Annotated in this window: 19 protein-coding genes and 1 pseudogene; 10 read left to right on the top strand and 10 right to left on the bottom strand. The window is 71.4% G+C overall.

Annotated elements, in window-relative coordinates:
• Both ACVNF4_RS17830 and ACVNF4_RS17825 read left to right on the top strand, forming a co-directional pair.
• Nucleotides 1–738: pseudogene (locus ACVNF4_RS17830) on the top strand (serine/threonine protein kinase); the annotation flags it as partial.
• 121 nt (nucleotides 739–859) lie between these two features.
• On the top strand, nucleotides 860–1,915 hold the full coding sequence (locus tag ACVNF4_RS17825) for a hypothetical protein (RefSeq protein WP_461803809.1): 1,056 nt from the start codon (nucleotides 860–862) through the stop codon (nucleotides 1,913–1,915).
• Between the two features lie 3 nt (nucleotides 1,916–1,918).
• On the opposite strand, the gene ACVNF4_RS17820 is transcribed toward ACVNF4_RS17825, so the two are convergent.
• The 6 genes from ACVNF4_RS17820 to ACVNF4_RS17795 form a co-directional block, all read right to left on the bottom strand.
• A complete protein-coding gene (locus tag ACVNF4_RS17820; protein ID WP_461803808.1) occupies nucleotides 1,919–2,902 on the bottom strand; it encodes an aldo/keto reductase in 984 nt (327 codons plus the stop codon).
• A 112-nt stretch (nucleotides 2,903–3,014) separates the two neighbouring features.
• Nucleotides 3,015–3,677 (bottom strand): TetR/AcrR family transcriptional regulator, encoded by a 663-nt coding sequence (locus tag ACVNF4_RS17815; protein ID WP_461803807.1) that lies wholly within the window; start codon nucleotides 3,675–3,677, stop codon nucleotides 3,015–3,017.
• Nucleotides 3,674–5,143: an MFS transporter gene (locus ACVNF4_RS17810; protein ID WP_461803806.1), complete on the bottom strand. Its 1,470-nt coding sequence runs from the start codon at nucleotides 5,141–5,143 to the stop codon at nucleotides 3,674–3,676. Before ACVNF4_RS17810 ends, ACVNF4_RS17815 begins: the two co-directional genes overlap by 4 nt.
• 89 nt (nucleotides 5,144–5,232) lie before the next feature.
• Nucleotides 5,233–6,426 carry an FAD-dependent monooxygenase gene (locus ACVNF4_RS17805; RefSeq protein WP_461803805.1) on the bottom strand — a complete coding sequence of 398 codons (1,194 nt, stop codon included), beginning with the start codon at nucleotides 6,424–6,426 and terminating at the stop codon, nucleotides 5,233–5,235.
• Nucleotides 6,427–6,519: 93 nt separating this feature from the next.
• Nucleotides 6,520–7,233 (bottom strand): ribonuclease H family protein, encoded by a 714-nt coding sequence (locus ACVNF4_RS17800; RefSeq protein ID WP_461803804.1) that lies wholly within the window; start codon nucleotides 7,231–7,233, stop codon nucleotides 6,520–6,522.
• Complete coding sequence (locus ACVNF4_RS17795) at nucleotides 7,230–8,027, bottom strand: VOC family protein (protein ID WP_461803803.1); 798 nt, start codon at nucleotides 8,025–8,027, stop codon at nucleotides 7,230–7,232. Before ACVNF4_RS17795 ends, ACVNF4_RS17800 begins: the two co-directional genes overlap by 4 nt.
• A gap of 317 nt (nucleotides 8,028–8,344) precedes the next feature.
• Between ACVNF4_RS17795 and ACVNF4_RS17790 the strand changes: the two genes are divergently transcribed.
• The 3 genes from ACVNF4_RS17790 to ACVNF4_RS17780 are packed head-to-tail and all read left to right on the top strand — an operon-like array spanning nucleotide 8,345 to nucleotide 11,714.
• Nucleotides 8,345–9,748, top strand: a complete 1,404-nt coding sequence (locus tag ACVNF4_RS17790; protein ID WP_461803802.1) for a family 2B encapsulin nanocompartment shell protein — start codon at nucleotides 8,345–8,347, stop codon at nucleotides 9,746–9,748.
• Nucleotides 9,745–10,788: a family 2 encapsulin nanocompartment cargo protein terpene cyclase gene (locus ACVNF4_RS17785; RefSeq protein ID WP_461803801.1), complete on the top strand. Its 1,044-nt coding sequence runs from the start codon at nucleotides 9,745–9,747 to the stop codon at nucleotides 10,786–10,788. The genes ACVNF4_RS17790 and ACVNF4_RS17785 overlap by 4 nt, the downstream gene beginning before the upstream one ends.
• A 47-nt stretch (nucleotides 10,789–10,835) precedes the next feature.
• Complete coding sequence (locus tag ACVNF4_RS17780) at nucleotides 10,836–11,714, top strand: geranyl diphosphate 2-C-methyltransferase (RefSeq protein WP_461803800.1); 879 nt, start codon at nucleotides 10,836–10,838, stop codon at nucleotides 11,712–11,714.
• A 63-nt stretch (nucleotides 11,715–11,777) separates the two neighbouring features.
• Here the strand turns inward: ACVNF4_RS17780 and ACVNF4_RS17775 are convergent, their stop codons facing one another.
• Nucleotides 11,778–12,260, bottom strand: coding sequence for a VOC family protein (locus ACVNF4_RS17775; RefSeq protein WP_461803799.1), 483 nt, complete (start codon nucleotides 12,258–12,260; stop codon nucleotides 11,778–11,780).
• Between the two features lie 158 nt (nucleotides 12,261–12,418).
• Between ACVNF4_RS17775 and ACVNF4_RS17770 the strand changes: the two genes are divergently transcribed.
• The 3 genes from ACVNF4_RS17770 (at nucleotide 12,419) to ACVNF4_RS17760 (ending at nucleotide 14,936) form a co-directional block, all read left to right on the top strand.
• Nucleotides 12,419–13,594: an epoxide hydrolase family protein gene (locus ACVNF4_RS17770; protein WP_461803798.1), complete on the top strand. Its 1,176-nt coding sequence runs from the start codon at nucleotides 12,419–12,421 to the stop codon at nucleotides 13,592–13,594.
• 122 nt (nucleotides 13,595–13,716) lie between these two features.
• The gene (locus ACVNF4_RS17765; protein WP_461803797.1) at nucleotides 13,717–14,343 is read left to right on the top strand and encodes an ATP-dependent Clp protease proteolytic subunit; all 627 of its coding nucleotides are present in this window, start codon (nucleotides 13,717–13,719) and stop codon (nucleotides 14,341–14,343) included.
• A 2-nt stretch (nucleotides 14,344–14,345) separates the two neighbouring features.
• The gene (locus tag ACVNF4_RS17760; RefSeq protein WP_461803810.1) at nucleotides 14,346–14,936 is read left to right on the top strand and encodes a ClpP family protease; all 591 of its coding nucleotides are present in this window, start codon (nucleotides 14,346–14,348) and stop codon (nucleotides 14,934–14,936) included.
• 295 nt (nucleotides 14,937–15,231) lie between these two features.
• Here the strand turns inward: ACVNF4_RS17760 and ACVNF4_RS17755 are convergent, their stop codons facing one another.
• Nucleotides 15,232–15,585: a helix-turn-helix domain-containing protein gene (locus ACVNF4_RS17755; protein WP_461803796.1), complete on the bottom strand. Its 354-nt coding sequence runs from the start codon at nucleotides 15,583–15,585 to the stop codon at nucleotides 15,232–15,234.
• 149 nt (nucleotides 15,586–15,734) lie between these two features.
• On the opposite strand from ACVNF4_RS17755, the gene ACVNF4_RS17750 reads away from it, so the two are divergent.
• Together ACVNF4_RS17750 and ACVNF4_RS17745 are read left to right on the top strand one after the other, a co-directional pair.
• Entirely contained in the window at nucleotides 15,735–16,544 is an 810-nt protein-coding gene (locus tag ACVNF4_RS17750; protein WP_461803795.1) for a class I SAM-dependent methyltransferase, read from the top strand.
• 75 nt (nucleotides 16,545–16,619) lie between these two features.
• Entirely contained in the window at nucleotides 16,620–17,492 is an 873-nt protein-coding gene (locus ACVNF4_RS17745) for an RNA polymerase sigma factor SigF (RefSeq protein ID WP_461803794.1), read from the top strand.
• A 43-nt stretch (nucleotides 17,493–17,535) separates the two neighbouring features.
• Here the strand turns inward: ACVNF4_RS17745 and ACVNF4_RS17740 are convergent, their stop codons facing one another.
• Both ACVNF4_RS17740 and ACVNF4_RS17735 read right to left on the bottom strand, forming a co-directional pair.
• The gene (locus ACVNF4_RS17740) at nucleotides 17,536–17,997 is read right to left on the bottom strand and encodes an ATP-binding protein (RefSeq protein ID WP_461803793.1); all 462 of its coding nucleotides are present in this window, start codon (nucleotides 17,995–17,997) and stop codon (nucleotides 17,536–17,538) included.
• 77 nt (nucleotides 17,998–18,074) lie between these two features.
• Nucleotides 18,075–19,277: a DUF6777 domain-containing protein gene (locus ACVNF4_RS17735; RefSeq protein ID WP_461803792.1), complete on the bottom strand. Its 1,203-nt coding sequence runs from the start codon at nucleotides 19,275–19,277 to the stop codon at nucleotides 18,075–18,077.
• Nucleotides 19,278–19,567: the final 290 nt, after the last annotated feature.

The raw sequence follows: 19,567 nt of genomic DNA, 5'->3' as shown, positions 1-19,567 counted from the left end.
CCGCGGTGGCGCGGGCGGGCGATGGCCGCGGGGACGGCTCTCGCGGTGGTGACGGTCGCCGTCGCCGCGCTCGCGGCGACGAACCAGCTGCCGGGTACCGAGGAGGCGGGCACGGACGCGCAGGCCCGGCCCTCGACGACCGCGCCTGCGCCCGCTGACAACGAAGTCGGACGGAGCACCCCTCCGGCGCCGACTCCCACGCCCACCCCGACCCCCACCCCCTCGCAGGCGGCCACCTCGGCCCCTCCGTCACCGCACCCCTCCCCCTCCGCCCCGGCCGCCCGGTTCACGGTCTACCGCGCGCCCGAGGGCTTCTCGGTCGCGCTGCCGAAGGGGTGGAAGCGGGTGGAGACCCGCAGGCAGGGCGATCTGGCGTTCCGGGTGACGTTCGGCGCGAAGGGCGACGACCGGACCCTCGCCGTCACCTTCAGCACACGGCTCGGCCCGGACCCGGTCGAGGTGTGGCGGGACACCGTCGAGCCGGAGCTGCGCAAGGAGAAGGGGTTCCATCGGATCGGGGAGATCCGGGCGACGACGTACCAGGGCTTCAAGGCTGCCGACATGGAGTGGGTCCAGGACGACGGGCACGGCGGGGTGCTGCGCACCTTCGGGCGGGGGTTTTTGACCGGGGAGCACTCCGGGTTCTCCCTGCGGTGGACGACGCCTGAGGCGGACTGGGAGAAACCGGTCAACGTGGAGGCGCTGAAGACGTTCTTCAAGACGTTCCGGCCGAACTGAGGAGACGTTTCGGCCGGGTGGGGCGGGCCCGCGCGGGTCTTGCCAAAGTGGCGTCAACGGGTCGATATAGGCTGCCGGTCTGCATGTTCACAAGCCCAGCAGTTCTCTTGAGGAGTCTTCCGTGACCCTGGCGATCGACCCGTCCGAGATGCCCGCCGAGGTGGAGTTCGCCCCGCTCGCCGACGCCGTGGTGCGGGACGCGCGGGAGTTCGGCGCGTACGCGCGGACCGGTGGTTGGGCCTTCGGGCTGAAGGTGGCGCGCAGTGTGCGGCCCGGCGGTCAGACCGCGGGCGAGAGCGGCGACAAGGTGTCGGCGAAGGAGTTCGCCGAGCTGGCCGAGTGCTCCCCCGAGCGTGTGATGCGCTACTACAAGGCGTGGGACCGCGCGGCCGACGACGGTCTGGTGCCGCAGTTCGAGGAGTTGGAGCCGGGCCAGGACGTCCAGCTCCCGGACGCGGACGTCTGGCTGAGCTACTACGTGTCCCGCTCCAGCGCGACGTCCGAGCGCGGCACCGCGATCTCGGAGGCCGCCGAGGCGGAGGGCATCCGGCCGACGAAGGCTCTGGAGGTCGCCGAGAACCCGACGGCCCTGCGCGCCGCGATCCTCGCCGACCCGTCCACCGCGCGGGCCGCCCGCGCCGCCCTCCTGGACCGCATCAAGGAGGACCCGACGCTCCAGGCCGAGCTGGCCCGGGACGTCGTGCGCACCGACGACCTGAAGAAGGCCGTCGCGACGGAGAGCCGCTCCGCCGACCGCATCGGGTACGTCCGGCAGATCGCCGAGTCCGGCCAGGTGAAGACCCCGGCCGGGCAGACGATCGACGCGCCGAGGGAGCTGCGCGAGGAGGCCGAGCGGCACCTGTCCCTCATCGACGAGCTGAACGACGACGAGGACGCCGGCGAGTGGGCGTCCGAGGCGTACGACACGATGAAGAACCTCGTCGTGGAGACCGTCGAGGCCGATCCCGAACTCCGGGTCCAGGAGCGGCGCACGAAGTTCTACAGCAGCCTCCAGCGCGCCACGAAGGTGTTCGAGGAGCTGACCTTCGACGACGCGCAGGACTTCTACGAGGACGACATGGTCAAGCAGCTGGAGGAGTTGCAGGAGGCGATCGGCGGTTGCATCGCCTCGCTGCGCAAGGCGCGTTCCGCCGACTCCTCCGCCGACTCCGAGTAGCCGCTACCAGCGGTTCTCGACCTGGTCCTTGATCCGGCGGTCGTACAGGTCGCGGATCGAGGCCAGGGTGGCGGCGTCCAGCTCGGGCAGGTCCGCGGCGCTCGCGTTGGCGCGGGCCTGGCCGGGGTTGCGGGCGCCGGGGATGACGGTGGTGACGCCGGGCTGCTGGAGGATCCAGCGCAGGGCGAGCTGGGCGGGGGTGACGCCCTCGGGGGCGAGGTCCGCGAACTCGACGGCCGCCTCGACGCCGGTCGCGTAGTCGACGCCGGAGAACGTCTCGCCCTGGTCGAACGCCTCGCCGTGCCGGTTGTAGGTGCGGTGGTCGTTGGCCGGGAAGACGGTGTCCTTCGTGTACTTCCCGGACAGCAGGCCGGAGGCGAGGGGCACGCGCGCGATGACCGCGACTCCGGCCTTCTCGGCGGCGGGGAGGACCTCGGCGAGAGGCTTGAGGCGCAGCGGGTTGAGGATGATCTGGACGCTGGCGACACCGGGGCGGGCGATCGCGGTGAGCGCCTCGGCGCAGGTCTCGACGCTGACGCCGTAGTGGGCGATGCGTTCCTCGGCGACCAGGGTGTCGAGGGCGTCGAACACCTCGCCGCTGGAGTAGACGGGGGTGGGCGGGCAGTGCAGCTGGACCAGGTCGAGGCGGTCCACGCCCAGGTTGCGCCGTGAACGGTCGTTCCAGGCGCGGAAGTTGTCGAGGACGTAGTTCTCGGGGAGCTGCTCGACGCGGCGGCCCATCTTGGTGGCGACGAAGACGTCCAGCTCCGGGCGGGAGCGCAGGTACGTCGCGATGGTCTGTTCGCTGAGGCCGTCGCCGTAGACGTCGGCGGTGTCGAAGAAGGTGACGCCGGACTCGACGGCCGCGTCCAGGACCGCGAGGGCTTCCTTCTCGTCGACGTCGCCCCAGTCGGCGCCGAGCTGCCAGGTGCCGAGGCCGATGACGGATGCGGACCGAGGGGTCCTCTTGAATGCGCGCTGCTCCATGGCCGCAGTCTGTCATCAGGGCCGGTGGGAGCGGAAACGGGGGCGCCTCGCGGAACAGCGGCCCGGCTGGATCCGCACGGGGTGTTCAGGGCGCCGCCGCACTCCGGCCCGTTCAGCCCGTCCCGTTCGGCGGGTCCGTCAGGATCGCCTGCACCTTCGGGCCGTAGCGGGCCACGATCTCCTCGACCGGGGTGGCCCGCACCGCCTCGCCCCGGGCGATCCCGTTCATCACCCCGAGTCCGAGGAGCGTGGCCACCGCGAGTTCCGCGCGCAGGGCGGCGTCCGGGCCGGGGAGGCGGGCGGCGAGGCGGTCGATGACCTGGGCCCGGAAGTTCGCGCGCACGTCGTCCCCGTGCTCACCGTGCATCGACGCGAAGACGACCCGCAGGACGGGGTCGGTGCCCTCCTCCCGCTGGCCTCCCACCACGCGCCGGACCATGTGCCGCCCCAGCTCCTCCAGCGGCGCGTCCAGCAGGACCTCCGTGTCCGCCTCGAACGACATCACCCGGGCGAACAGCGCGTCCTTGTTGCCGAAGTACTTCAGCACCAGCGGCGCGCTCACGCCCGCCCGTTCGGCGACCGCCTTCAGCGTGATGTCGGCCCGCGGCTGCCGGGCGAGGAGATGCCGGACGGCCTTGAGGATCGCCGCTTTGGTCGTCTCGGCGTCGCGCCGCGAGGGGGTCGCGGAGCGCGGGCCGCTAAAAGCACTCGGGGTGCCGGACGTGCTCGGGGTGTCGGACGTGCCAGGGGTGCCGGGAGTTCTCACGCCTCTCATGCTCTCTCCTTCACCCCTTCCCGCGCGCCCCGGCCCTCCCGTGCGCCCTCCCCCGCCTTCTCCTCCCGAGGAATCGTCAGCGCCACCGCGCTCGCCACGAGTGCCACCACCCCCGCCACGGAGAACGCGACCAGGTAGCCGTGCAGCGTCGGCACCGGCACCCCGCCCACCGGCGCCGTGTGATGCACCAGCACCGCCGCGACCGCCGCGCTGGACACCGCCTGTCCGATGGTCCGCATCAGGACGTTGACCCCGTTGGCGGAGGCGGTCTGCCCGGCGGGGACGGCCCCCAGGATCAGCGAGGGGAGCGCCGAGTACGCGAACGTCGTCCCGACGGAGACGACCGCCGCCCCCAGCATGATCACGGCCAGCGAGTGGCTGTCGGCCATCCGGACGACGTACCCGCAGGCGATGACGGCGGTCCCCAGCGCGAGGGTGACCCGCGCTCCCCGGGCCGCTGAGATCCGCGCGGACACCGGGGAGAGGAACAGCATGATGACGCCGCCCGGCAGCAGGCACAGCCCGGTCTCGACGAGGGAGAGGCCGAGCCCGTACCCGGTCTCCTTCGGTGCCTGCACGAGTTGCGCGGTGACGAGGGAGTTGGCGTAGAACGCGAACCCGGTGAGCAGGGCCGCGACATGCGGCAGCCCCACCCGCGCGCTGGTCACCAGCCGCAGGTCCACGAGCGGCCGTGCGGCCCGCCCCTGCTGCCACCACCACAGCGCGAGCACCACCCCGGCGGCGGCGAACAGCCCGGTGATCCGGCCGCTCCCCCACCCCCACTGCCCGCCCTGCGACACGGCGAGCAGCAGACACACGAGCCCGGCCGCGAGCCCCACCGCGCCGGTCACGTCGAACCGCCCGGCCTCCCGCACCGGCGACTCCCGCACCGTCCACCGGATGAGCGCGAGCCCGAGCGCCCCCAGCGCTGCGGTCACCCAGAACATGACGTGCCAGTTGGAGTACTGGACGACGACAGCGGCGGCCGGGAGTCCGAGCGCGGCGCCGATCCCGACGGTGGAGCTCATCAGCGCGACGGCCGATCCCCTTTTCTCCAGCGGGAGTTCGTCGCGCAGGATGCTGATGGAGAGCGGGATGATCGCGGAGGCGGCGCCCTGGAGGGCGCGGGCGGCGATGAGGATGCCGATCTGGGAGGTGAGCGCGCAGATCACCGAGCCGACGGAGAGCATCGCGAAGGACAGCAGCAGGACGCGCCGCTTGCCGTACATGTCGCCGGCGCGGCCGAGGACGGGGGTGAGGACGGCGCCGGAGAGGAGGGCGGCGGTGACCATCCAGGAGACGGCGGACGCGGAGGAGTGGGTGAGGCGCGGGAGGTCGGGGAGGAGGGGGACCACGACCGTCTGCATGACGGCCATGAGGATGCCGCCGAAGGCCAGCGCGGGGATGGTGAGGCGGCTGCGGAGGCCGTCGGGCCTGGTGGCGGGTATCGGGACGGGCGACCCCATGGGAACTCCAGCGCGAAAAAAGAAGGTGAATGGCGATTCACCGTAACAGTGAATCGCCATTCACCAAAGGCCGGCGAGGTTTCCCCGGCCTACTTCCGGGAGGTCAGGACCCGTGCGTGGACGTTGCGGGCGAGCTTCGGTCCGAGCCAGCGCTTGAACCGGCGCAGCGGTTCCAGGGAGCCGGCGGCGCGGTCGAGGCGGTAGTAGAGCTGGGGCGGGACGTAGGGCAGGAGCGGCGAGTGGCGCTGGCCGAGCAGGGCGAACATCTGCCGCGGGGGCAGGTCGATGTACCGGGCGAGGTTCTCGTACCACTGGGCGCTGTAGCGGGCGGCGCTCTGCGTGGACAGCAGTGCGGCCTTGCGCTCGGCCTCGTAGGCGGCGAGGGCGCGGGGGAGGTCGCCGGGGTGTTCCTGGAGGGCGTCGGCGAGGGCCATGGCGTCCTCCAGGGCGAGGGTGGTGCCGGCGCCGATGGAGTAGTGCGTGGTGTGGGCGGCGTCGCCGAGGAGGACGACGTTCTCGTGGTGCCAGGTGCGGTTGGTGAGGGTGCGGAAGGCGGGCCAGGGGCCGGGTTCGCGGCCGATGAGGGTGTGGCCGTCGAGGATGTCCGCGAACAGCTTCTCCAGGACGGCCAGGCCGCCCTCGCCGTCGAGACCGAGGCCGGTGACGGTCTCGGGGGCGCATTCGATGACGCAGGTGCTGTGCTCGTCGTCGTAGGGGTAGCCGTAGCACCAGACCCAGCCGTGGTCGGTCTCGACGAACGCGAAGGTGAAGGTGGGGAAGACCTTGGTGGTGCCGAGCCAGACGTAGGCGTTGCGGCCGTCCTTCACCTCGGCGCCGAAGGCGTCGGCGTGCCGGGTGCGCAGGGCGCTGTGGACGCCGTCGGCGGCGACGACGAGGTCGGCGTCGGGGAGGGTGTCCGGGGTGATCTCGGACTCGAACTCCAGGCGGACGCCGAGTTCGCGGGCGCGGGCCGCGAGGATCTCCAGCATGCGGTGGCGGCCGATGCCGTGGCCCTCGTCGCCGGGCTGGCGGGTGGCGGTGCCGCGGATGTGGGCGACGCCCTCGGTCCAGCGGACGGAGGCGGCGTCGATCAGGCGGGCGGACTCGGGGTCGTGGCGGTGGAGTTTTTCGAGGAGTTCACGCCAGTAGGTGACGCCCCAGCCGTAGGTGGAGCCCTCCGGGCCCCGTTCGTGGACGGTGATGTCGGACGACGGGTTCCGTCGCTTGAGCAGGATCGAGAGATACAGGCCGGCGGGCCCGCCACCGACGCAGGCGACCTTCACGCACACCTCTGAAATTGACCGAACGTGGGCAAGGGACGACGCAGGGTAGCAGTCGGTGGGCGTCGCTCAGCGCACGTTCGGCACGTGTCCGGTTCAGCCGGTAGCCTCCGCGCGGCACTCCGGGTGACCCCACCCCTGGGCGTTCTTCGCGATGTCCTCGCCGGCCGCGTAGGAGCGTCCGCAGACGCAGCGGCCGGGGAACTTGGCCTTGAGGGTGCGGGAGGAGGAGCCCGCCTTCCGGGCCGGCTTCCCGCCGCGCCGGGCACCGCCGCCGCCTCCACCGCTTCCGGACGACGGCGTCATGGCCGACGGCGGCGGCTCCGGCGAGCCCAGTTCGCTGCTCGCCGGCTCCTGGACGATCGCGGCCTGGCTCGCGGCGCGGTCGGCGAAGTCGTTCAGGGGGTCGCCGTCGACCTGGTGGGCGGCGACGTAGCGGAACTCGACGGTGCGCCCGCCGAGGAGTTCGTCGATGCGCACGACGAGGTCCTGGTTGGCGACGGGCTTGCCGCCGGACGTCTTCCAGCCGTTGCGCTTCCAGCCGGGCAGCCAGGTGGTGACGGCCTTCATCGCGTACTGCGAGTCCATCCGCACCTCAAGCGGCACGGCCGGGTCGGTGGCGGCCAGCAGCCGCTCCAGCGCGGTGAGTTCGGCGACGTTGTTGGTCGCCCTGCCGAGCGGTCCGGCCTCCCAGCGCACCGGCGTCCCGCCGTCGTCGGAGACCACCCACGCCCACGCCGCCGGTCCGGGGTTGCCCTTGGAGGCGCCGTCGCACGCGGCCACCAGTCGTTCACGCATGGACTCGATCATGCCACGTCGGTCAGCGTCGGCTTCTCCCCCTCCGTCGTCGTCACGTCGATCACCGAGAAGCTCGCACCCTGCGGGTCGCTGAGCGCCGCGAACCGCCCGAAAGGCATGGTCATCGGGCCGAACCGGAGGACGCCGCCGGCGTCGACGGCGCGCTTCACGGCGGCGTCGCAGTCGTCGACCGTGAAGTAGACGTTGACGTACGCCGGGACCTCGGGCGGGAACTCATCGCCCATCTTCATGCGGCCCATCAGCATGTCGTCGCCGAGGCTGTAGATCCGGAAGTCGACGGCGTCGTCGTCCATCTCCTTGACGGTGTAGCCGAAGACGGCCGGGAAGAACGCGTCCGCCTTCTGCGGGTCCCGCGTGAAGACCTCGGCCCAGCAGTAGGCGCCGGGCACGGCGACGGCCTCGAAGCCCTCGTGGGTGCCGGCCTGCCAGATCCCGAAGACGGCGCCGCCGGGGTCGCGGGCCAGGCTCATGGTGCCGAAGTCGCCCACCTTCATGGGCTCCATCAGGACCTCTCCGCCGTTCTCGCGCACCTTCGCGGCGGTGGCGGCGGCGTCGTCCGAGGCGAGGTAGAGGCACCACTGCGAGGCGCCCTCCTGGCCGGGCATCGGCGGGACGACAGCGGCGACCGCCTTCCCGTCCGCGTACGCCTGGGTGTAGCTGCCGAACTCCGACGACGCCTCGCCGAAGGTCCAGCCGAGGACGTCTCCGTAGAAGCTCTTGGCCCCTTCGACGTCCGTGAACATCGCATCCGCCCAGCAGGGCGTTCCTTCGGGCTGCACGGCCATGACCGCGCCCCTTCCGATCGGCCGACAGGTCGCTGTCCACGCTAGTCACGCGTGCCCCGGGCCGCGCGGCGAACACTGTCGACAAAACCTCTAACACAGAACCGGACGTTCCACATATTCCCCGGGAGAGTGACGCGGGGGCGTCGTGGATCACGGTCCCTGCACCAGTTGATCCGTCCGTGCGACCCGCATGCGAAGGAGCCACCCCCGCACGCCGGTGCGCGTTCGTCGCACGACCGGGTTGGCTGCTTGTACGCATCCGGCCGGCCCTCCCGGCGCCGGCCGGTGCGGCTCTGCACAGATCGACGGGAGTGAATGTGTCCACACCGGACGGTGTCACCACCGCCCCGCTGACCAGCCTCGGCACCCGCGCCGCCCGGCAGCTCGCCACGACCACCAAGTCCGAACCGCAGATGCGGGGCATCAGCTCGCGCTGGCTGATCCGTTCGCTGCCGTGGATCGACGTGCGGGGCGGCACCTACCGCGTCAACCGGCGGCTCCAGCTGACGGTGGGCCGGGGACGGGTGCGGTTCGAGCAGAACGGTGGGGACGACGTCCGGATCGTCCCCGAGACACTCACCGAACTCCCGCCGCTGCGCGGCTACGCGGACACCGAGGTGCTGCGGGAGCTGGCGGGGCGGTTCCGGGCGCGCGAGGTGCGGGCCGGCGAGGTGCTCTTCGAGGCCGGGCAGCCGGTGACCGAGGCGTACGTGGTGGCGCACGGCCGGTTCACGCGGTTCCTGGCTGGGGCGTACGGCGAGGAGGAGGTCGTCGGGGTCGTCTCGGGCGGCGATCAGCTGGGCGACGAGGCGATAGGGAGCGCGGACCCGCTGTGGAGCGCCTCGGTGCGGGCGGACACGGCCGGTGTGGTGCTGACGCTGGCGTGGGACGCCGTACGGGAGCTGACCGCGCGGGTGCCGTCGCTCGCGGCGCACTTCGAGGCGTACGCGGCGAGACAGCGGCTGCCGATGAACCGCACGGGCGAGGCCGAGGTGCCCGTGCAGGCGGGGCACGTCGGTGAGCCGACGATCGGCGCGGGGTTCGTCGACTACGAACTCTCCCCGCGCGAGTACGAGTTGTCGCTCACGCAGACGATCCTGAAGGTCCACACCCGGGTCGCGGACCTCTACAACGAGCCGATGGACCAGACGCAGCAGCAACTGCGCCTCACGGTCGAGGAGATCCGTGAGCGCCAGGAGTGGGAGCTGGTGAACAACCGGGAGTTCGGGCTCCTGCACAACACGGACTACGACCAGCGCATCCCCACGGCCGGCGGCCCGCCGACGCCGGACGACCTGGACGAGCTGCTGTCGATGCGGCGCAAGACGACACTGTTCCTGGCGCACCCGAAGGCGATCGCGGCGTTCTTCCGGCAGCTGAACCGGCGCGGTCTGATGCCGAAGCCCGCCGAGGTGAACGGGCACCACGTGCCCGCGTGGCGGGGGGTGCCGATCTTCCCGTGCGGCAAGATCCCCGTCGGCCCGGACCTGACGACCAGCATCGTCGCGCTGCGCACCGGCGAGGAGGACCAGGGCGTCGTCGGCCTCTATCAGACGGGCATCCCGGAGGAGTTCCAGCCGGGCCTGAACGTGCGGTTCATGGGGATCGACGACAACGCGATCATCCGCTACCTCGTCACCGCGTACTACTCGATGGCCGTGCTGGTGCCGGACGCGGTCGGCATCCTGGAGAACGTACAGATCGGACGCATGCCGGAATGAGCACCTCGTCGTTCACGCTGCCCGGACCGCCCGCCCCCTTCAGGCCGCTGAACGCGCGGCGCACCGGGGCCGTGCCGGGACTGAAGTACCGGCAGGTCGAGCCCGCCGACCCGGTGAAGGCCGCCGAGGTCGACCGCAGGGTGGAGGAGTGGGCCGACGAGCTGGAGCTGTTCCCGGCGGAGTGGCACGGCGACTTCTCGGGTTTCCAGTTCGGCCGGGCCGTCGTCCTCCAGCACCCGAACGCGCTGGACATGGAGCGGCTGGTGGCGGCCGGGAAGCTGCTGCTGGCCGAGAACATCGTCGACGACTGCTACTGCGAGGAGGCCGAGGGGCGGGGCGGCAGCGCCGCGGGGCTCGGCGGGCGGCTCGTGATCGCGCAGTCCGCGCTCGACCCGTTCCACGGACCGGCGGACCTCACCGAGGAGTGGCACACAGGGATGCAGACGGACAGTCCGCTGCGCTCCTACTTCTGGGCGATGAAGGACTACGCGGCCCTGTCCACGCCGAGCCAGGCGGACCGGTTCGTGCACGACATGGCCCGCCTGCACCTCGGCTACCTCGGCGAGGCGGCCTGGGCGCAGACCGGGTACGTGCCGAAGGTCTGGGAGTACCTGGTGATGCGGCAGTTCAACAACTTCCGCCCCTGCCTGTCGATCGTCGACGCCGTCGACGGCTACGAGCTGCCGGAGCAGATCTACGTCCGGCCCGAGATCCAGCGGATCACCGCCCTCGCCTCGAACGCGACGACCCTCGTCAACGACCTGTACTCCTTCACCAAGGAGCTGGCCACCGACCCCGAGCACCTGAACCTTCCGCAGGTGATCGCCGCGAACGACAAGTGCGGCCTGAAATCCGCCTATCTGAAGGCCGTCGAGATCCACAACCAGATCATGGAGTCGTTCGAGGAGGAGGCCGCCGCGCTCGCGGCCCTCTCCCCGCTCGCGGAGCGGTACGCGCGAAGCCTCGACGACTGGGTGGCGGGCAACCACGAGTGGCACGCCACCAACACCCACCGATACCACCTGCCCGACTACTGGTGAGACCCCCGGTCCACCTGGCACCAACCCGTACGACATAGGAGCAACCGTTGACCACAGCCCACGACACCCGACCCGGTCTCGTTTCGCTGCCCACGCAGTCCGTGTACCAGAACCGCGTCGCGGACTACTGGAACGCCGAGGAGAACCCGGTCAACCTCGACCTGGGCAAGATCGACGACCTGTACCACCACCACTACGGCATCGGCGAGGCCGACTGGAGCGTCCTCGACGAGCCGGACCCCGTCCTGCGCAGTGAGCGCCTGACGGCCGAGCTGCACCGCCTCGAACACGCGCAGGCGGAGCTGCTGGCCTCCAAGCTGGGCCCGCTGACCGCCGAGGACCGGGTGTTCGACGCCGGCTGCGGGCGCGGCGGCGGCAGTGTCACCGCGCATCTGCGCTACGGCTGCGGCGCGGACGGCGTGACGCTCTCCACCAAGCAGGCCGACTTCGCCAACGAGCAGGCCCGTAAGCGGGGTATCGACGGCAAGGTCCGCTACCACCACCGGAACATGCTGGACACCGGGTTCGAGACGGGCGCGTACGCGGCGTCCTGGAACAACGAGTCGACGATGTACGTCGAGCTGGACCTGCTGTTCGCCGAGCACGCCCGGCTGCTGCGCCGGGGCGGGCGGTACGTCACCATCACGGGCTGCTACAACGACACGTACGGGCAGGCGTCCCGTGAGGTGTCGCTGATCAACGCGCACTACATCTGCGACATCCACCCGCGTTCGGAGTACTTCCGGGCGATGTCCCGCAACCGGCTCGTCCCGGTCCATGTCGAGGACCTGACGCAGACGGCGATCCCCTACTGGGATCTGCGCAGCCGGGCGGACCATCTGGTGACCGGGATCGAGGAAACGTTCCTCACGGCCTACCGCAACGGCAGCTTCCAGTACCTGATGATCGTCGCGGACCGCGTCTGAGCCGTTCGCCGCATGCTCCGGCCGGGTCTCACCGGCCGGAGCTTCCGCGTATCGGCACGCCGGTCATTCGCCCTCGGCCGCCTTCTCCAGGGCGGCGATGTCGAGCTTGCCCATGGACAGCATGGCCTGGTTGACGCGGGCGGCCTTGGCCTGATCGGGATCGGAGAAGAGCTCCATGAACCGGATCGGGACGACCTGCCAGGACACCCCGTACTTGTCCTTGAGCCAGCCGCAGGGGCCTGGCTGGCCGCCGCCCTCGGTCAGCTTCGTCCAGTAGTAGTCGACCTCTTCCTGGTCCGCGCACATGATCTGGAAGGAGACGGCCTCGCTGAACGTGAACATGGGGCCGCCGTTGAGGGCCACGAACTGCTGGCCGTTCGCGGTGAACTCGACGGTCAGGACGCTGCCGGCGGGGCGCGGGCCGCCCTCGGGGTAGCGGGAGACCTTGCCGACGCTGGAGTTCTTGAAGATCGACACGTAGTGGTGGGCGGCGTCCTCGGCCTGGTCGTCGAACCAGAGGCAGGTGATGAATCCGTCGGTGGTCACTGGGGCTCCCCGGGGTCTGGGATGACGCGGTCATGTGTATCGACCCCCGCTTCCCGGCAAACTCATCGCTCGGCCGGAAGAAATACCCGCCGGAAAGAGAGTTCCGTCGGACGAAAAATCCGGCGGCCCCGGGAACAGGCCGAACTAGCATCCGGCTCATGACGATCCACCCGTTCCGCATCGACGTCCCGCAGGCCGACCTCGACGACCTCCACGACCGCCTCGACCGCACCCGCTGGCCCGCGGAGATCCCCGGTTCCGGCTGGTCGTACGGCGTGCCGGTGGACTACCTGCGCGAACTCGCCGACCACTGGCGCCACCGGTACGACTGGCGGGCGGCGGAGGCGCGGCTGAACGCATGGCCCCAGTTCACGACGGTCATCGACGGGGCGCGCGTCCACTTCGCCCACGTCCGCTCCCCCGAGCCGGACGCCGTCCCGCTGATCCTGACGCACGGCTGGCCCGGGTCGGTCGTCGAGTTCCTGGACGTCGTCGGACCGCTCACCGATCCCGTGGCGCACGGCGGGGACGCGGCGGACGCCTTCCACGTCGTCGTGCCGAGCATTCCGGGGTTCGGGTTCTCCGGGCCGACGACCGAGAGCGGCTGGGAGGCCGGGCGGATCGCGGACGCGTGGGCCGAGCTGATGACGCGGCTCGGGTACGAGCGGTTCGGGGCGCAGGGCGGCGACTGGGGCTCCGCGATCTCCCGGGAGCTGGGACGCGCGCATCCCGGGCGGGTGACCGGCGTCCACCTCAACCTGCTGCCGGGGGCGCAGGCGACCAGCGAGCCGACGCTGGAGGAACTGGAGGCGCTGAGCCCCGCCGAGCGGGAGCGGACACTCGCCTCCTGGGAGAGCTGGTCCGCGTGGACGGCCGACGCGTCCGCGTACGCCGCGGTCCACTCGACGAGGCCGCAGACCCTGGCGTACGGGCTGACGGACTCGCCGATCGGTCAACTCGCCTGGATCATCGAGAAGTTCCGTGAGTGGACGGACTCGGAAGAGTTGCCGGAGGAGGCCGTCGACCGGGATCTCCTGCTGACGAACGTGATGGTGTACTGGCTGACCGGGACGGCGAACTCCGCCGCCCGGATCTACTACGAGCGGGCCCACACGACGACCGGCCGCCACGCCCGTCCCAGCGAGCCGTCCACCGTGCCGACGGCGCTGGCGCTGTTCCCGGCGGAGCTCCAGATCGCGCTGCGGCACCGGGCGGAGCGCACGGACAACATCGTGCGGTGGACTCAGTACGACCGGGGCGGGCACTTCGCGGCGCTGGAGGAGCCGGATCTGCTGGTGGCGGACGTGCGGGCGTTCTTCCGGACGTTGCGCTGAGCTGTCCGGCGTCACGCCGATCTGCTCTCGGCAGAGCCGCTCTGCTCCCGGCAGAGAAACGGCTTTCCGGGGCCGTCGCGGGTCAAGAGTGGAGTCATCGCAACCGGAACCAAGGAGACGCGATGACTCCCCCTCTCACCCTCGCCGACGGCGACACACAGCCGACCCGTTTCGACGACCATCTCGCGGGCCAACTGCTCGCGCAGCGCATGGTGTTCCTCGGGACCCAGGTCGACGAGGTGTCCGCCCAGCGGATCTGCACGCAGTTGCTCGTGCTGGCCGCCGAGGATCCGCGCGCGGACATCGTCCTGTGCATCAACTCGCCCGGCGGCGAGGTCCATTCGGGGCTCGCCATCCACGACACCATGCAGCTGATCCCGAACGACGTGGCGACGCTCGCGATGGGCTTCGCGGCCAGCATGGGCCAGGTCCTGCTGACCATGGGGGCGCCCGGCAAGCGGTACGCGCTGCCGCACGCCCGGGTGATGATGCACCAGCCGTCCGCCGGGATCGGCGGCACGACCTCGGACATCGAGATCCAGGCGGCGAACCTGGAGCACACCAAGCGGACCATCGAGCGGCTCCTCGCCGAACGCACGGGACAGTCCGAGGAGACGGTGTCCCGCGACAGCGACCGCGACCGCTGGTTCACCGCCGAGGAGGCGGTGGCGTACGGGATGGTCGACCGGATCGTCAGCTCGCTCGCCGATCTACGCCCGGCTGCCCGCGAACGACGGATGGGACTGTGACGATGGGCTCCTACACGATTCCGTACGTCATCGAGCGGACCCCGCAGGGCGAGCGGTCCTACGACATCTACAGCCGGCTGCTGTCCGAGCGGATCATCTTCCTCAGCACGGAGATCGACGACGGCGTCGCCAACGTGGTGATCGCGCAGCTCCTGCACCTGGAGTCGGCGGCCCCGGAGAACGAGATCGCCCTGTACATCAACTCCCCCGGCGGCTCGTTCACTTCGCTCATGGCGATCTACGACACGATGTCGTACGTCAAGGCCCCGATCTCGACCTTCTGCGTCGGCCAGGCGGCCTCCACCGCAGCGGTCCTCCTGGCCGGCGGCGACCCCGGACGCCGGTTCATCCTGGAACACGCCCGCGTCCTCCTGGGCCAGCCCGCCACCGGCGGCCAACGCGGCATGGTCTCCGACCTCGCCCTCCAGGCGAAGGAAATGGTCCGCATCCGCACCCAGGTCGAGAACGTCCTCGCCCGCCACACCGGCCACAGCACCACCACCCTGCGCACCGACATGGACCGCGACAAGGTCTTCACGGCCGAGGAGGCGGTGGAGTACGGGTTGGCGGACGAGGTGCTGAGCAGGCGCTGAGGGGAGGGGCGCCGACGCGGCAGGTGCTGGGAAGTGGCAAGCGCCGAAAAGCGGGTGGCACCTGGGGGTAGGCGGGGCTTCGGGCTCGGGCAGGGTTCCAGGCCCGGCCGCCACCCGAGTCCGGACCACCACGCAGGCCCCGGCACCGCCCGGGCTCGGGCGGTGGCCGAGGGGCGGACTGCGGTCGAGGGGGTGGGCGGGAACCCGGCTCGGGAGGCGGCTCGGTTCGGGTGGTGCGGCCGTGTTCGGGTGATGGCCGGAGGGTTGGGGGCGCCGGAGGTGGTCGGTGTGGTGGTCAGGCCGCCAGGCACAGGCCGTTGTACGACGAGGGTGTCGTCGCGCGGCGGCGGGTGGGGGTGCGGTGGGAGGTGACGCGGATCAGTTCGCCCTGGGTGCGGGCGAGGAGGTCGGCGAGGGTGAGACCGAGGGCGCGGGCGGCGGCGGCGAGGACTTCGGAGGAGGCTTCCTTGCGGCCCCGTTCCACCTCGGAGAGGTACGGCACGGAGATCCGGGCCTCCTCGGCGACGTCCTTCAGCGTGCGCTCCTGCGTCTGGCGCTCGCGGCGCAGGACGTCTCCGACCAGGTCCCGCCAGAGGGGCTCGCGGGGCGGGGCCAGGGGGATGACTCGGGCCTCGTCATGGTTGCTCACCTGCTCAGCGTAGGAGGCGCGCGGCTGTCCGGCCCGGCGTTCCGCCGTCGGCGGAAAACCGGGGGCGGCCAGCACGGGCGCGGCGGCAGACTACGGATCTTTCCCCCGTCTCCCTACAAGACCCCGCCCCCTCCGAAAGGCGAAGCCCCATGCTGCGCGAGACCTTCGACTCCGTCGCCGAACGATACGACCGGGTGCGCCCCCGCTACCCCTCCGCGCTGGTCGGCGCGATCGTCACGGCGGCCGGCCTCGGCCCGGACAGTCGCGTCCTGGAAATCGCCCCCGGCACGGGCCAGTTGACGGTGCCGCTCGCCGCGACGGGGTGCCGTCTCACCGCCGTCGAGCTGGGCGCCTCGCTGGCGGCGGTGGCTCGCCGCAACCTCGTGGACCGGCCCCGCGCCGAGGTCGTCGTCGCCGATTTCGACAGCTGGGAGCCACCCGCCGCGTCGTTCGATCTGGTGACGTGCGCGACGGCGTTCCACTGGCTCGACCCGGCGACGCGGGTCCCCCGGACGGCGGCGGCGCTGCGGCCCGGCGGGCTGCTGGCGGTGGTGCTGACCGACCATGTCGCGGGCGGCACCACGCAGTTCTTCCACGACTCGCAGGTCCACTACGAGCGGTGGGTCCCGGGCACCCCGCCGGGCCTCCTCAAGGACGCCGCCGAAGTGACCGCGGACACCGCCGAGTTCGAGAGCGGCCCCGGCTACGAGGAGGTCACCGTACGCAGGTTCACCCAGGACGTCACCTATTCCACCGACCGGTATCTGGAGGTCCTGCTCACCTACTCCAACCACCTCGCGCTCGCCGAGCCTTCCCGCACCGGCCTGCTCAGGGCGCTGCGGGAGCTGATCGACACCCGGTATGGGGGCACCGTCACCAAGCGGTACCTCCACGAACTCGTCACCGCGCGCCGCACGTTGGACCGAACAGGGGCGCATGCGCCGCGCGACTTCGGGTAGGCGCCTCGTGAACGGTCTCCGTGGCACGCGCCCGCCCCGTAGACCGGCACACCCGTGACGCACGAGGGAGAGGGCATGCGTACCGCCGTGATCGGCTCGCAGGCAGGACAGGTCGTCGAGACGTCGTCCGCACCGACCGGGGCCGCCGGTCTGCCGGGGATCGACGACCCCCGCAGTGTGGCTCCACGAGACGCACGGGAGCTGTCCCGGCAGTTCCTGCGGCGTCTGGGCGAGTTGGAAGAGGGCACCCACGCGTATCAGTACGCCCGGAACACGTTGATCGAGATGAACATGTCGCTCGTGCGGTTCGCGGCAGGCCGGTTCCGGGGCCGCGGCGACGACATGGAGGACATCGTCCAGACCGGGATGATCGGGCTGATCAAGGCGATCGACCGGTTCGACCCGGACCGCGAGGTGGAGTTCACGTCCTTCGCGCTGCCGTACATCGTCGGCGAGATCAAGCGGTTCTTCCGGGACACCACCTGGGCGGTCCACGTACCGCGCCGGCTCCAGGAGCTTCGGGTCGAACTCGCCAAGGCGCGCGACGAGTTGGCGGGCCGTCTGGACCGGGAGCCGACGGTCGCGGAGCTGGCGACGCTGATGAACATCGCGGAGGACGAGGTCGTCGAGGCGCAGATCGCGGCCAACGGCTACACCTCCTCCTCCCTGGACGCGGCCCTCACCGGTGACGGGAGCGACCACGGCGAGGCGGTCCTGGCCGACTTCATCGGCATCGAGGAGCACGCGCTGCGGCTCGTCGAGGACTTCCACACGCTGGCCCCGCTGATGGCCGAGCTGAGCGAGCGCGACCGGCGCATCCTGCACCTGCGGTTCGTGCGGGAGGCCACGCAGGCGGAGATAGGCGCCGAACTCGGCTGCTCGCAGATGCATGTGTCCCGCCTGATCAAGCGCATCATCGCGCGACTGCGGGAGGGAATGCTGGCCTAGCCGCCCAGTCTCGGCCCGGACTCCGGCCGAGCGGACCCGGCCGTCATCCGAACGGCAGCACGGCCCGGACGCGTTTCCCGACGGGGACGCGTTCGGCGCTGACCTCGGTCGCCAGGGCGTGGACGATCTCCAGGCCGTGGCAGCCGACGCGTTCGGGGTCACGGGGGAAGCGCAGGGGCAGGGCGTCGCTGCTGTCGTACACGCACACCGCGACGGACTCGTCGGTGCCCTCCAGCTCCAGGATGTACGGGCCGTTGCTGTGCCGGTCGGCGTTGGTGACCAGCTCGCTGACCACCAACATCACCTCGTTCAGGACGTGTTCGTCGATGTCCGCGCACCACTCGGTTCTCAGCTGGTCGACGAAGCGGGCCGCGAAGGCGCGGGCCTCGCCGATGCATCCGGGGTCGCCCGTGTAGTGCTCGGCCCGCCGTAGCGGCTCCACCGGTATGTCGAAATCAGTCGGTATCACTGCCCCGTCCAGGTGCTCGGTCGTGCTCTTCCCCATGCGTCTCTCCGTGAAGCCTGACTGTCCGGACGCTGCTGCACCTGTCCTCGTACCCCGTGCCGGGCCGTGCAGTCCCCTCATACGCCAGGGGAAGCCGGAAGCTCCCCGGGAGAGGGGGACGGCGAGGGTGACATGAGGCCCGTGGGACTCGGCGACGCGGTGAGCGGCGTGCTCTCGACCGGGGAGAGGGAGGCGGCTGACGGGGACGGGGCCGACGGAGACAGGGTCAGGGGCTCGGGCGAGGGGGACGGGGACTCGGAGGAGGAAGAGGGCGAGGGCGAGGGAGAGACCGACGGCGAGGGCGAGGGTGACGGTGACGGTGACGGAGAGGTCGGACTCGTGCTCGGACTCGGGCTGGTACTGGCGCTCGGACTGGGTGTCGGTGTCGGTGTCGGCGTGGGAGTGGGAGTCGGCGGAGTGGTCGGCCGGTCCCCGTGCCCCGAATCTCCGCGCGGCCGGGCGATCCACCCGTGGTCGTGGTGGTCGTACAGCACGAAGATGTTCACGATCGTGACCGACGGCGCCACCACGACGACGTTCCCGGGCCGGTACCCCGACCAGGAGTCCCCGGTGGGCCGGGGCGTGCCGGACTGGGCCTGAGCACGGGTGAGGGGGTTGCCGCAGGCGCAGCGCACGCGGGGGACGCCGTAGCCGTCGACGAGGACGGCCGTACCGGCCTGGAGGACGGACTGGTAGCTGGTCGCCGCGCCGGAACGGAAGCCGTGGTTGGTCACGCGAGTGTCGGCCCGGAGCTGTACGGGGGTGAGGGAGCGCAGGTACGAGGGCACCTCACCGGGCCGGACGCCGGCCACGGAGGCGAAGGCCGTGTTCTTGGCGGGGGCCGCGCCCAGGGCACGGATCTGTTTCTCGACGTCGCAGGCGGAGACGTCCTTGCTGCCGCCGTAGAGCCCGGCGGAGCCGCCGTCGACGCTGCGCAGCGTGTTCGTGGGCGCCTGGGAGGGTGCCGTGGCGGCGGGCGGTGCGGAGCTGTGGACGGCCGTGGACTCGGTGAAGGGGTCGGGGCCTGGCCGGGTGGCGGCCTGGAGGATGACCTCGCCGCCGCTCTTCTTGTCCGAGTCTCCGCCGGAGCGGGTGAGGAGCAGGGCGACCGCGGTGACGGCCACGACGGTGGTGGCGGCGAGGGCGATGCGGGGAGCGGATCGCCACCAGGGCCGCCGGGGTCCGTCCGGCGGTGGGCCCGAGGCGGGCTGGGAGGGGCCGGAGAGGGGGCCCGAGGGCGGTCCGGTGGGGCCGCCCGAGGACGGCGGTTCGATGCTCACGCACCCTCCCGAAGTGGGGTTCGCTCGGATCGTTCTGCTACCGAATGTCCCTATTGTGTGCTCCGAACGGGTGTCACTCGCAAGCCGACGGGGGTGCCGGCCGCAGGCGGACACCGACGGCGCACCCGGCAGGCGGGCCGGGCCGGGCCTGCTTAGCGTGGCAGGCATGATCGATTCCGTCCCCGCCCGGCACGGCTGGACCCCGGCCGTGATGGGCGCCTCCGAGGACGGTGCGAAAGCCTTCGCCCGCGCGGGACTCGGCGCCCTCCAGCTCGGCGACGAGGCCATCC

This window comes from Streptomyces sp. S6 (genome assembly GCF_054880855.1).
This window is presented reverse-complemented; position numbering and strand designations above follow the sequence as displayed.